Genomic DNA, 12,721 nt, shown 5'->3' with positions numbered 1-12,721 from the left:
GTCATTCCAGGGATAAGGGGGATATGAAAATGCGTTCAAAGAATATGAATGGCTCGTTGGTCCGCCGGATGGTCGCTTTGATCTCAATACCTACCCGCTTACGGACATAGTTGTTCGTCTTGGTCAAAACTTCGAACTCCTCCACTTCCACCCTGATTTTGACATTGCTGAGCCTTGGCTCATAGGAGCCGACGGCCTCTTCGAGCGATTCGCGTATAAGGTCTTTCCATTTAATTTGGGACAAAACCGAAAAGTCATGTTCCCAAAGTGCGCAGCCATAGCGGCTGTCGAAACGGTTTTCATCAAAATGGGTTACCATTAAGAGATACAAATGCTGGTGGATCGCCTCTCTGTCGGGGCATTTAGGATGCGGTAGCCCGGCCACGATGCGGTCCAGCGCGAGCGGCAAAGAATAGTTTTGATCTTCCATCCGGCGTTTAATAAATTGTGGTTGTATTAATGAAAGTCTGGCTTATTTTTGTCTGTTCACCAACTTCCAATCATCCCCGATGAACCTTCCGTTTGTTAAAACTGTCAAGCAGCGTCTTCAACTATTGTATGCAGTCGTTCTGATAGCCGTACTGACATTGGTAGGAGCCTTGGGTTTCTGGGTCATCGATTACCGGGATGCCTACCCGATGGCCATGGGCTGTTACCTGGTATTCGGAATTCTACACGTCTACCTGCTTTCTCAATGGTTTGACGTCCTTTTCGAGAATCGTTCGGCAAGAGCAATCGGTTTTACATTGCTTATTACATTACTGACTGCACTTCTGGTCATCTTTCTTTACCATAAATTGGCCCAGGAACTTTCCAAAGGTTTAGGGATGGCCACTGCGCTGGTTGGTTTTTTATTCCCGGTTTTTGTCGCGAGGGTTTACCAGAATTACCTGGAAATCCCTCTCAGGGACTATAAAAAATGGTATTACCCGATAGGCCAGCCACTTCCCGATATGGACTTGCTTGACCTTTCGCGTGTGCTGGTGATCCAGTTTGAGTTTACCAAAAAGGCCGATGAGGCCGCATTTACGAACTTCCGCGCCAAAGCGCCGCATTCAATGCTTTTCGGCGAACTGTTCTTCATCTTCCTGAACGACTATAACGACCGTAACCCCGCCAGCCAGATTGAATATCTCGCACCCGACGGAACTTCCTACGGATGGCTGTTTTACAAAAAACAACCCTGGTACAAGCGCCGCGTTTACATGGACCCGGACCTTACGTTCCAGGCGAACCACGTTGTCGATAATGAGACGATCGTGGCCGTGCGTGCATAGCGGATCGTCATGTTGAGCGGAGCGGCCGCCGCTGCGGTCGAAACATTCCATACGGTAACATCGTACATATGCTTCGACCGCCCGGCGGTCCCGTACGCTCAGCGTGACATCTACCAGCGGTTGGTATGTGGCGTACCAAACAACTTCACTTCGCGTGCCGACAGCGTGATGCTGGTGGTCATCGGCATAGAGCCGGTTTCGACGAAACTTTCGGCATATTGCACGCAATACACGTCGGTGAGTTCGAGCTCCTTTTGAGTTTGCTCCTCGTCTACATTCTTGAAGGTGATCTTTGCAGTTGCCTTTTTTCCATCAGGGTCTACCATCCATTCCCAGAGGCTCTGGCTATCGCTGGCACTGGAAGAGTCAACTTGTATAAAGACATTTCCACCGTACACTTTGGAAGAAACACGTCCTTTATCGTCGGTGGATTGGGACAGGGAGTAGCTGCATGAGATCACGGCGATGCCGTCGCCCGACGGGCCGCCCTCCCAGGTGAAATAAGCGTCAAAACTTGAAGCTGGCATAGTTGTAAGTATTTAAAAGTGAATGAATTGATTATGGATATATGAACTTAGTTAAGCGTAATGAGCGAGCCCTGGATCACGGTAGTACCGCTGCTTTTCAGTTCGGAGAGCGCATCGCCTTCAAGACTGAGCTGTGCCCCTTTCATTTTCGCGCTCGCGGTACCCTCGGTGTCCAACTCGGTACCCGCCTTAATTTTGGTGTCGGTACCGCTTTCTACTTTGATGCTCTGATCGGCTTTTATAGAGATTTCGCTTGCATGTAAATCGAACTTTCCGCCCGCGCTGACGGTAATGTCCTCCGTCGCCTCGATGGTAATTTCTTTGGCTTTGACTTCGAAAAGCCCGTTTTCGACATGCAGCCGGATCTTGCCGTCGTCTTTGAATGCGAATTCCAGAAAGGTGTCCGTCTTATCCCGGTTGCTGATCTGGATTTTGGCGTCTCCATCCTCGTCCACGAACACGATCATGTTGCCGGAACGCGTCGCTATAACCTTGAGATCATTGTTTTCGGAGGTGTAACTGATATCTCCCTCCGGTTTTGGATAAAGGCAGGTCATGACAAACGGGTTTTCCGCCAGATTACCTTCATAGCCGACCATAACCATCGCCCCCACCTCCGGAACGAAGTTGGCGCCGCGGCCTGTGGCATTGTGAATCGTTCCTACCCGCATCCATATCGACTCCTGGTCCTGCTGGCGGCCTTGACTCCAGAAAAACTTCACACGTACCCGTCCGAGGCTTTCGCTATCGTCGTTGGCGATCACCTCCGCTTGCTCCGTTTCCCCGAGGGGGTTTCGCACGTGAGGGTTATTGGGCGGATGCTGTGCCGACTCCGGTACGGCATGGAATGTATTCTGGTAGCTTCCGGCCGTATTGACCTCGTGCCGGATATGCACGACCCGGTATTTCCCGAAATTTTCTTCATATTCTTCGCCACGCTCGTTCAGTCGCTGACCTTTCACAGCCAGCACAGTGCCGACGCTCATCGTAGGCGCTTCGCCTGAGCCTTTGAAATCGACCATCGAGGTAACTCTTGCCGACCGTTCCATTTTGGTCAGTTCGTCGATCTCGCCCTGGCCGCCCACGATCTCCGGAGATGGAAGGAGGGAGGTTTGTGCAAAAAGGCTGTCCGACTGTTCCAATGCGAACTCGCTGAGGGATGTGAGGCCGTCTACATTCTGTTGGGATGATTGTCCGGTAAATGCCTCGGGAATAGTATAATTATATCCTTCAAAGCTGAATGCCGCCGGTTGCAGTTTTAATGCGACATCAAAATTTTGCAAACCATCCACCAGGAAATCGACTTCCTCCGAGCTATTATTTCCAAGCACCAGCTCCCGCCCATTGTAGTAAAACCACTCGCAACAACGGTCTGCCACGCGGCAGAGGAATTTGTAATTGCTTTCATTGTATTGGGTAAATGGGACCTGCCTGCCGCCATTTTCAGGATTAAGCTGTTTTCGGAGGAGATTTTGCGGATAGGGTTGAAGTACCGTGTTGAAAATATCCTGAACTGTTCCCCGCAGGAATGACCGCCTTTGTACGGAGTCTTCCAGAACGATGGTCGGGCTGTATCCTTTTAGTACAAATGCGCTGCTCATATCGCTCAGGCTTCTGAGGCGGATCTCGGTCACAATGCCTTGAAATACGAAGTCGAAGGAATCGGAGCCGAGGCGCGGGCTGAACGAAAAAGTGATTTTCTTGCCCATTACCGCCCGGTGCGAACGATTGAAAAAGTGCTCGCCCTCGTCTTCCAGCTGATCGAACGGGACCAGCAATTCGAACCAGTGATGCGCGAACAAATCCTGCTCGATCACCAGCCCGAGGTGCCGGGTAATCTCGACGCCACCCTCGATTTCAATACTCGTGTTAACCTGTCGTGCCATTTAGCTGCTTATTTCAACCTGTCCGATTTTGACTTTCTGAGGTAAAATCACAAGCTCGTAAACCAATGCGAGACTGCTATCGCGCAGAAAATAGTCCTTTCCCCGGTGCTGGGGTAAATACCCTTTCGTATCGGGCACATGTGCCAGCTGGTGCCCGCGGATCGTCGACCGTTTCGCCCGGAACGATTCGCGGAAACCGACACAATAAGCTTCTTCAAACTCCATTTTGCGGAGGATCTGCGAGTCGTTGTCGTACTTGAACTCTACCTGCCCACTGAGCTGGCGGTCGTTCTTGAACGCCCAGTCGTAGAGCAGGGCGAAATCGTCGTTCTGCGTCGGGGTGATCGTCATGCGTATCAACCTGGCCTTGGGCGAATCCGTCGGACTTCCACGCTCGTCGGTATTGCGGTTGCAGCCATAGGCGATCTTTCTAACCTTAAATTCCTTCCCGTCGAGGGTAAGGTGTGCTTCTACCCCGATGCTGGCGTCCTGGTCGGCCATATCCTAAAAGTTTTCGAGTTTAGCTTCGTTGATCTCCACGTTACCTGCCGTCACGGTAATGCAGGTGATGAAATTCTGCAAACGGCTGGTAAGCGCCTTATCGAGGTCATCGGTGCCATCGTCAAACATTTCTACAAATTCAATACAAACCGCCTCCTTAAAACTCAGTGTTTTAAAGGAGCCGATCTCGCCGAATTGCTCTACTGTGAGATCGTATTTCTGCGATGGCTTGTTGGCCCACTCAATCAAAAAATCGTCGAGCACCATTTCCAGCTCCATATACAAATGCGCCCACTGGATCGGTGACGTAATGGACATTGCATCATCCACTGTCTGGTGCAGCTCGAATTGCATGAACATAACACTGTACTCATGGTCGCCGTCGATTTTTAGCGTGCTGCTGTAGGGCATCGTTCGGTGTTGAGTTTATGAGTTTATAAGTTTAGGGTCTATGAGTAACAAGAGTATGAATGCTTGACTCATAAACTCTAGACTCATGGACTCACAATCACTGTTGCGCATATTCCGCCGCCCAGGCAGCAGCATCCAGATCGTCTCCTTTTTGTCCCGTCAGGGCTATCATGAAGTTTTTCGCCGGGAAATAGGGCACCATGTGGATGTCGAGGTAGACCTTGTCCTTTTGATTTTTGTCCTGCTCGAACCGCATCACGCTGAACTTCTCGATAAGCTTGCCGGGGCCGGTAACGCTGTCGAGGAACTTGATGATCTGCTTTTTCAGGTCGTTCTTGGTGTTGTAATCAAAGTTTTCGAACGCCCGGCGGTTCAGGAAGTCGATCAGCACTTTGGTGATGTAGTCGAAAACGCGGACTACCGAATAGGTTTGCAGACCGACATTATCGCCGTTGAAAAGCGTTTTGGCCGAGAACGCCATTACCTTGCTGTATTCATTCACCATCGGGATCAGCCCCATTTTTTCCAGATCGGCGATTTCCGATTTTTTAAGCGGGAACCGCACGCCGTCCACCTCGCTGAGCGTACCGTGTTTTTTACCCGCGGCGACCTGCGACATGAGGGTTTTGTACACATTACCGGCCAATGCGGTCGATGGGGGGATGTACAGATCGTCTTCTTCGCCCAGATCATCGTGTTTCGCGCGGCCGACGAGCCAGTTGCAAGTCATCATCACGTTCGACAAATGTGCCGCGCCTCCCGTAAGATTAGCCGATTCGAAAAGCTCCATTACATCCTCCGGTGCATCCAGGTGCATAAAATCGGTTAAGAGCATTACCTTGTTCTTATGTGCCAGTTTCGCCCACTTATCCACCACTTTTCCGGAACCCAGGTAGCCCGGTACATTCAGGATCGAGTAATTTTCCCTCAGGTCCAGCCGGTCGTATTTCGAAGCCAGTTCCTCGCCAACGGCATCGACGAATGTCGTAACGTCCAGGTCTTGCAACTGGTCGGCGGCTGCATTCAGGAATGTGACGTTTTTGACCTTGTCCTGTTCGGTGTTTTTGAAAAACATAGCCACCGAGCGGTAGGACTGTTCGAGCGGCCGTATTTGCTCGATAGCCTTGCCCAGGTTTTCTTTCAGCAGTTCAAATGCAGAGTCCGCCTGTTTCTGGCCCGCTTCGATCATTTCCGGGACACTTTCAGAGCTGCTCAGCAGCTCCGACCATAGTTCGAGGCGCTTTTTCAACTGCTGACGTTCCTTCTTCTTGTCGGCTTCGGTGAGAAATATCTTCTTTCGGGCCTTTTTCTCAGGGTTAATGTTTGCCGCACCCTCAATGATCGTTTCCACGAGGTCGTAGCTGCCATATTTGGCAAGAAGCGGAAGACCGGTTTCGAGCGGAACGGCTACTCGTTCGCGCAGCGCCGGGGTGGCTTCGTCGGATGTTTTTGTGTCGTTTGCCATGTTGAATTTTGAATGACTGAATAATTGAATGGGGAATGAGTGAATTTTGAATGAGTGAATAAGTGAATGTGCGAATTTGGTGTTGCGGAATGGCTTGCGAGTGAATTTTTGACCTAATGACCTCCTGACCCAATGACTTACTGACTAGCAAGGCATTCACTCATTGACTCATCGCACCGGCGACCCGGTCACTCACTATTATCATCCCGCCTCCTCCAACTCGTTGATCAGCGTTTGAAACACACCGAGTAACGCTGCCTTCGCTTCCGGCTTTTCCAATGCGGCTTTCAGTATTTTGTTCACTTTGAGGTGCCTTACTACCTGCTGGTAGGCTTCGTTGCGTGCGTCGAGGTCTTGCAGGAATGCGCTTTGCGCGATAATTCCTTTTTTGCCAAAATCTCCGAGATTTCGGAACCGCAGGTTCTCGTTGATCAGACTGCCGTCGGACGTGATGAATTCTACTTCCGCTTCCGGCTGGTAGTGCGCGAAAACTTCTTCGGTCGTTTTAAGGTCGTAAACCATTTCGGGCCTGGGTGCCGGGTCGCCAGTCAGTTGCGTGGCGAAAAGGGTGCGGTTTTGGGGAATATCAGCAATCCCTTCACTGGACTGGTCAATCTTGCGTTCATTACCGCCTATTCCGTAGTTGAACATAGTTGTATAGGATTAAGTAAATACTATTGATACTAACCGATTAAAACTGTGGGACAACCCACTACGATGCTTCCGCCGTGGGCAGTAGGGTCGCCGAGCCGTGCCGCAGGTTTTCCGCCGATCATGACGGAGGTGGAACCCATGACAATGGAGTCGGGCGGGCCGGTGCATACGCACATATCGCCGGCACAAGCGGCCGGCTGCCCGCCTATGAGCACAGTGGGGGTGCCTGGGGGCAGCACGGGTCCGCCTACATGGGGTACCGGAGGTGTTCCGGGAGTAACCATCGGGCATACGTGCATATCGCCTATTCTTGCTGCTGGCTGGGGCATGGTTTAAGAGCTATCGGCTGTCGGCAATCGGCTTTCGGCCGTGTCGGTCAACCTGGTGAATGTTAGGAGTCCGTACAATGCATTTAAATTACTGCGATAGCTGCTTCGCTCGCTTGAAATCGAAGAGCGAAGTGAGCGATACGCCGAGCCCGACCGCAGCTGCGCCTACCGAGACGTAAATGCCCGGCTTGGCATAACTTGTAAGGCCTTCCGGATTGTCGATCCGTTTTTTGTAATCCTTGTAATCCTTATTGAGCATGCTGTAAGTCACCGCACCGAATGCGAGGGCCGCTACTCCGGCCCCGAGTTTGATGGCTCCCCATTTGCGTGCGTTTGCGGCAGCTGCCTGGTCGGGTTTATTGAGCTCTTTGAAAACCCGCTCACCTTCCTTCGCATCTTCGGGTTTCGCGACGGGCTTGCGGTCGGAGGCCTGGCTTACGACCGGCTCTTTTTTGCGTTGCAGCGAATCATAGGTAGCGGAAGGTTTCGGGGTTACCGGCACCGATTTCGCGATATCTGCGGAATTGAATGCGATGCGGGTCAGGAACACAAACCAGTCGTTCCCCGATTTGTCGGCCCGAAGTTCGGCCACGCGGGCAATGGGCTGGTAGGGAGTATTGTCCTTGTTGCTTTTGCCTTTGAAATGCTGGGTATAAAAGACTTTTACAAATGGGTATTTATCAACTTTTACATCCGACACTACCAGGTTGGTGAATTCGATGGTATTAGTTTCAGATTTGACGTAAAAGAGGTCAAAATTGCTGAGGTACTTTTCGATAGGCGTATCAAGGCCAGGCGCACCGACTTTATGCTTCGGGTCGACATCGTCCTCGACAATCACACCGTCATTAATAAAGATCTGGTCGTTGCTGGGCATGTAGCTGTTCATCATCAGGTAGCGGCGCTCGTAATTGCTGAGGTCTTCGTTGGCGATCGCATTGAGCAGATCGTTGAGGCCTTTTACTTTTTCGCGCGCCAGTACGCGTATTTCGTCCGCGTCCCTTCGTGTGAGCGCCTGCGCACCTGCCGGCAAAGTAGCGCCTATGACGCTCAATATCAGCAAGGCTACCCGCCATTTGAAACTGGTCAAGTTTTTCATTCCCGTTTTCATATTTCAGTTGCTTTTTGAATCTAAATCAATGATCTGCACCTCCACACGCCTATTCAAGCGACGGTTTTCCTCGCTGTCGTTCGGGCGGACGGGAAACCTGCTGCCGACGCCCACCGCTGCAATTGCACCTTCGGGGACGCCTTTGCCGATGAGGTATCTCGAGATCACCCGCACGCGGTATTCCGAAAGCGTGAGGTTAAGGCCCGGGTTACCCACATTGTCGGTATGGCCGGTAATGCGCAGTCCTTTGTTCTTGTTTTCGAGGATATACATCGCCACCGAATCAAGGTAGGTCCGTGATTGTGCCGGCAACTTGTAATCACTTCTGGGGAAGTATAGGGTTTTGTCGGAAGCCGTTATGCCTCTGGCTGCCGGTGTTTCAACCCGGGTAACTACCGGTGCAGGCCGATCGGCGACACGCTCCGCGACACGTAAAGTCTTCACTGTAATGCCTTCTTTGACCGACGCCATGGCCGTTACCAGTTCAGGTTGGCCGGAGGTAGGGGCGATACCAAATTTGTAGCTGCGGCCCGGTACGAGTTCGGCGAAATAATGGCCGTCGTTCACCCGGTTCAGGGCAATGTCGGACTGGCCGTCGCTCCACAGCCTGCATAGCATTCCCTGTTGCGCTTGCAGGATATTCACGGAAAGGATCGTGCGCTGGCGGTTCAGTTTGATGATGTACGTGCGGGGCTCCTGGTCGGTTTTATCGAGGATGAGGTTGCCGTTATAGCTCTGGTAACCGGCAGCTTTAACTTCGATGGCGACAATATCTTTTTCCGTGAAAACTATTTCAGCCCTTGGCCGGTCGGTTGTGAGTGCGAAGCAGTCTTTTTTCTGTTTTTGGGTATAATAAAGACAAATCTCTGCCGGAAGCCGCTGGTCGGACAATGCGTCGCGTGCCTCGATACGCCTTACGATGGAAACCGCTTTCAGCGAATCCTTCAATTCAAAATGTTTCTGCTCCGATTGTGCATACGGCTCGTCGCTGGTTTGTTTGCCCAAGGGCATCATAGCGAGCGTGACGAAGAATGTACCTTCGGTTTTCCCGTCGATATTTACCGGGATATGCTGTGTCTGAAATTGGGGGCATTCGATGGTTAGCTCGACCATATGGCAGGGCATTTCAACATTGAATACGCCGAGGCTGTCTGACTTGCCGAGCCGCTGCTTACCCTGGTCGGTTTTCGCCGAAAGACTTGCTACGAGCGGTGCAGCGCCCGAAATATCGGTGATCTTGCCCGCCAGGTAACCGCATTGCGCATGCAGCGAACCAATGGCCGCCTGAAACAGAAGCAGGATGATGTATAGCCTGGTTTTCATTGTCCCTCGTTGGTTTCGACCCCTATATTTCCCAATAAAACTTCCCAGTTCACCGTGTCTTTGCCGTCGATGGTTTTCTGATACGATTCGAGTTTGACGCGGATATTCTTGCGGGTAATATCTCCGTAAGCTACCTTTCCGTTGGCCGCATAGCCTTCAAAAACCTGTTGGCCGGCGATGATGCCGTAGTAATTTCCGTCGGCCTCCTGTTTCAGTTCGCTCACATATTTGACCTCATTCCAGGTAATGTTGATTTTGGAATAGGGCAGCAGTTTAAGCCGGTTGAGGTATTCTTTGACGGGGTATTTTTTCACGCCTTTCGGTGAGCTGACTGCTACCGTCGCCTGCGGTTCGAAAAGGCTTAGCGCTTGTTGTACAGCCTTGTTTTTCTCTTCCGATTTCAGGGTTTTATCCCCAATGATCCGCAGGTAGGAGGTAAATTCGTCTACCCGTCTAATGCCTTTCGCACTGTACTCCTTGTATTCCGCGTCGGTCAGAACCGGTTTTGTCTGCTCTTTGGGCGGCGGCGGAACGTCCTTTTTGGCAACCGGCTGGGTTTGAGTATTCTCCTGCTCCTTTCTGACAATCTCCCTTTCTTTTTTTTCGATCTCCTTATGGGCCAGGGCCAGCAACGGGGCCACATCCACCACGTCCCGCAGGATTTCATGCCTGCCATCGCGGTAAATAACCGTCGCCACTTCTTCCTTGTTGATGGATGCTGCGTTGCCCTCCATTGTCAGATAGTTGATCACTTCGTCGCTCTCGTAGGAAATATTACCGGTAATCACCGTCAGCGGGACGCTTTTGATGATAATGTCCTGACTTACATTTCGCGGAGGAGCTTTGTAAAATGCTTCGATCTGCGTCTGTGCCTTGTTTGGACTTTCGTTCAATTCCGAGATGACCATAAATTGCCCGCTGGCCCCGAATATGACCAGGAAGCGTTTTCGGTGGTAAATCCGCGGAATGCCGTCCGAAGCGATCCATTCCAGTTTACTGTCCATCGCACGGCTAAGCCTGGCTTGTACCGGATTGCCGTTGTCGAGCCAGATCCGGTCCTGGGCCATTGCCTGGACGGCGAGCAGCGTCATCAAAAATGTAAAGAGTTTCTTCATCATTCCACTGGTTTTCGTAAATGACGGAGCCTGTCGGAATCGCCTTACGGATACATATATACGACTACTGTTTGTCGTAGGTCAGAATGGTCACTTCCATATCTCCTCCACCCGCTGTCCCGGGTATGCGATCTTCGCCGTGCGCATCGATGATCATCTTACCATACCTTCCCTGATTTGTCAGAAACGCAATGACTGTCCCGTTTTCCAGCTGGTTCGCTTTGGCATCGGTGTAACTTCCGTTGATGAAATTCGTTGAGAGGTTAGCCCGCGCCAGGTCGGCGTATTTGACCTGATCGAAATTCAATTTGCCTAACACAGCGAACCGCGCCCCGTTCTTCGGATAAATGCCTGGCTTCTCGTTGTAGGGATACCACGTGCAATCGTCGGAACCCATTTGCGACACCAGTTGGCCTGCATCGAGATCATAAGGATTGGAATAATACATGGTGAATGATTTTTTGGGTGTAAAAACAGAAGGTTCGCCGAGTGTGAACCCTGTGGTGGCATCGCTGTAAATGATACCGCCCAAAGTAATGGCGAACGCCCGGGCATAGTAGGTCGTTCCGGCAGATAATCCGCTTACATTGGCTGTAAAGCTCCCTTTGGTCGCCTTAACGTTCACCGTGGCCCGGCTGTCCTTGGTCGTTGGCTCATCGTTCGCGGACGAATAGCAAACCCCGAACGAGGTGATTTCGGCATTGCCCAACGACAAGATGTTGACGACAACGTCTGCCGACACTTTGGAAGTGGTCGTTATTTTACCAATTGAAAGTTCTGCAAATACATAATCATCTGTTTTAAATGTCGCTACCGGGCCGTATCCCACGCCACCGCCTTCGTTCCGGGCGTAAGTGCGTACGTAATAGGTGGTCAGGACATCGAGGCGGCTTATTTCGCGGACGAATTCAAACGGGGTCGGAGGGTTATCTTCGCCTACTTTGATCACCGTCCCGGCTTCGAGCGTAGGCTCGTTTTGCGTTCCCCAGACGAAGCCGTATTCAAGAATTTTGCCGCTTTTCTTTTCCTGGCGGTCGTTTTTAGGGTCGAGACTCCCGATTTTTCCCCTCACCGTCGCGCCCGATGTCCACACCTGCTCGACACTCACCTCCGATGCCGCCGGCGTGAGCGGGTCTACCGGAGCGAACATATTGCACGATTCGAAAAGAAAGGCAATACCCGTAATGATTAGTAATCTGGTTAGCTTTTGCATGGCTTTAATCGCTGTATCAAGCGGATTTGGTCGTTAAAATTTTCAGGAAGCTGCCGTAGTAGCAGGCCGCCAGTCGTTGTCCCAATATTCGATCAGCTGCGGACTCGCAACTCTTCCGCGGAAGGCAACGGTGGTATCGTAATGCGTTTGAGGGATCAGGTGGTTGCGCAGGCGCCGGATCCACGGCTGTGCGTGACGCGCGGTGAGCAGCCCGCCCATACCCATTTGGTTTTCTCTTTCGGACAATGTCACGCCATAATGGCTGTCGCTGTTGCCGGCCCCGTTAACATGGTCCAGGCCGAGGGTATGTCCGAATTCATGGTTAACAGTAGTTTGCAAAAAAGACACACTGTGCGTTTCTGAGCCTATGCGGGTGCGGCGGTCGTTCCAGTGCGATTCGAGGTCGTGTTGGGTGAATACACCGGTCCGGTCGGCTTCTACTACAAAAGATCGAAATGTATCCTCCTGCGGGTGGATGATCCGGTAGGTCTGGTGCGCCTGCGCTGCGGAGTCGACCAGCTGAATGGATAACCCGCATTGAATGGTGGCCGAATTGCGTGCTGCATTGGTGCGGGGAACATACCAATCCTTGTTCGGATCGAGTATCATTTTATCGCTCCAGTGTCTTTGCACCACAGTCACGAACCTGCGTTTGTAGTCCTCCCACTCGCGGTCTGGCCACCGTTCGAGGTGAAAACGGCCGTAAGTATCGTGCAGAATGCCATTACCTGTTGCGTAAGTTTCACCCATAAAAAATCTTGTCGTAGGCTCCACACGTACCAGATGCACCTTGAATTGCAGGATCATTCCGAATGTAGTATCGTCGATCGGGATAAGGCACGAATCCCACCGTCGCGCAGTTCTGAACAGATGAATGTGCATAATGTTTCAAGTTTTCGGCGTTACCGC

Annotated in this window: 14 protein-coding genes; 1 reads left to right on the top strand and 13 read right to left on the bottom strand. The window is 51.6% G+C overall.

Going from position 1 to position 12,721, the window contains the following annotated elements; translation table 11 throughout:
• Nucleotide 1: 1 nt before the first annotated feature.
• Nucleotides 2-430 carry a GPW/gp25 family protein gene (locus tag AAHB90_RS18935; protein ID WP_342086768.1) on the bottom strand — a complete coding sequence of 143 codons (429 nt, stop codon included), beginning with the start codon at nucleotides 428-430 and terminating at the stop codon, nucleotides 2-4.
• A 79-nt stretch (nucleotides 431-509) separates the two neighbouring features.
• Between AAHB90_RS18935 and AAHB90_RS18930 the strand changes: the two genes are divergently transcribed.
• Nucleotides 510-1,277: a TssN family type VI secretion system protein gene (locus AAHB90_RS18930; RefSeq protein WP_342086767.1), complete on the top strand. Its 768-nt coding sequence runs from the start codon at nucleotides 510-512 to the stop codon at nucleotides 1,275-1,277.
• A 110-nt stretch (nucleotides 1,278-1,387) separates the two neighbouring features.
• Here the strand turns inward: AAHB90_RS18930 and tssD (AAHB90_RS18925) are convergent, their stop codons facing one another.
• From tssD (AAHB90_RS18925) to AAHB90_RS18870, 12 genes are all read right to left on the bottom strand, one after another.
• Complete coding sequence (tssD, locus tag AAHB90_RS18925; protein ID WP_342086766.1) at nucleotides 1,388-1,804, bottom strand: type VI secretion system tube protein TssD; 417 nt, start codon at nucleotides 1,802-1,804, stop codon at nucleotides 1,388-1,390.
• A 47-nt stretch (nucleotides 1,805-1,851) separates the two neighbouring features.
• The gene (locus AAHB90_RS18920; RefSeq protein ID WP_342086765.1) at nucleotides 1,852-3,690 is read right to left on the bottom strand and encodes a type VI secretion system Vgr family protein; all 1,839 of its coding nucleotides are present in this window, start codon (nucleotides 3,688-3,690) and stop codon (nucleotides 1,852-1,854) included.
• Nucleotides 3,691-4,191, bottom strand: a complete 501-nt coding sequence (gene tssD, locus AAHB90_RS18915) for a type VI secretion system tube protein TssD (RefSeq protein WP_342086764.1) — start codon at nucleotides 4,189-4,191, stop codon at nucleotides 3,691-3,693.
• A gap of 3 nt (nucleotides 4,192-4,194) precedes the next feature.
• Complete coding sequence (gene tssD / locus AAHB90_RS18910; RefSeq protein ID WP_342086763.1) at nucleotides 4,195-4,602, bottom strand: type VI secretion system tube protein TssD; 408 nt, start codon at nucleotides 4,600-4,602, stop codon at nucleotides 4,195-4,197.
• 97 nt (nucleotides 4,603-4,699) lie between these two features.
• Nucleotides 4,700-6,067 (bottom strand): DUF5458 family protein, encoded by a 1,368-nt coding sequence (locus AAHB90_RS18905; protein ID WP_342086762.1) that lies wholly within the window; start codon nucleotides 6,065-6,067, stop codon nucleotides 4,700-4,702.
• 201 nt (nucleotides 6,068-6,268) lie between these two features.
• The gene (locus AAHB90_RS18900) at nucleotides 6,269-6,718 is read right to left on the bottom strand and encodes a hypothetical protein (protein ID WP_342086761.1); all 450 of its coding nucleotides are present in this window, start codon (nucleotides 6,716-6,718) and stop codon (nucleotides 6,269-6,271) included.
• A gap of 32 nt (nucleotides 6,719-6,750) precedes the next feature.
• Complete coding sequence (locus tag AAHB90_RS18895; RefSeq protein ID WP_342086760.1) at nucleotides 6,751-7,050, bottom strand: PAAR domain-containing protein; 300 nt, start codon at nucleotides 7,048-7,050, stop codon at nucleotides 6,751-6,753.
• A gap of 88 nt (nucleotides 7,051-7,138) precedes the next feature.
• On the bottom strand, nucleotides 7,139-8,149 hold the full coding sequence (locus tag AAHB90_RS18890; RefSeq protein WP_342086759.1) for a hypothetical protein: 1,011 nt from the start codon (nucleotides 8,147-8,149) through the stop codon (nucleotides 7,139-7,141).
• A 15-nt stretch (nucleotides 8,150-8,164) separates the two neighbouring features.
• On the bottom strand, nucleotides 8,165-9,484 hold the full coding sequence (locus tag AAHB90_RS18885; protein ID WP_342086758.1) for an OmpA family protein: 1,320 nt from the start codon (nucleotides 9,482-9,484) through the stop codon (nucleotides 8,165-8,167).
• Nucleotides 9,481-10,602, bottom strand: a complete 1,122-nt coding sequence (locus AAHB90_RS18880; RefSeq protein ID WP_342086757.1) for a hypothetical protein — start codon at nucleotides 10,600-10,602, stop codon at nucleotides 9,481-9,483. The genes AAHB90_RS18885 and AAHB90_RS18880 overlap by 4 nt, the downstream gene beginning before the upstream one ends.
• Nucleotides 10,603-10,663: 61 nt before the next feature.
• Nucleotides 10,664-11,812: a hypothetical protein gene (locus AAHB90_RS18875; RefSeq protein ID WP_342086756.1), complete on the bottom strand. Its 1,149-nt coding sequence runs from the start codon at nucleotides 11,810-11,812 to the stop codon at nucleotides 10,664-10,666.
• A gap of 42 nt (nucleotides 11,813-11,854) precedes the next feature.
• On the bottom strand, nucleotides 11,855-12,694 hold the full coding sequence (locus AAHB90_RS18870; RefSeq protein ID WP_342086755.1) for a hypothetical protein: 840 nt from the start codon (nucleotides 12,692-12,694) through the stop codon (nucleotides 11,855-11,857).
• Nucleotides 12,695-12,721 lie beyond the last annotated feature (27 nt).

The sequence above is a fragment of the Dyadobacter sp. OTU695 genome, from assembly GCF_038440355.1.
Lineage (GTDB): Bacteria > Bacteroidota > Bacteroidia > Cytophagales > Spirosomataceae > Dyadobacter.
The sequence above is the reverse complement of the archived record's forward strand: the minus strand, read 5'-3'. Positions and strand labels throughout refer to the sequence as shown.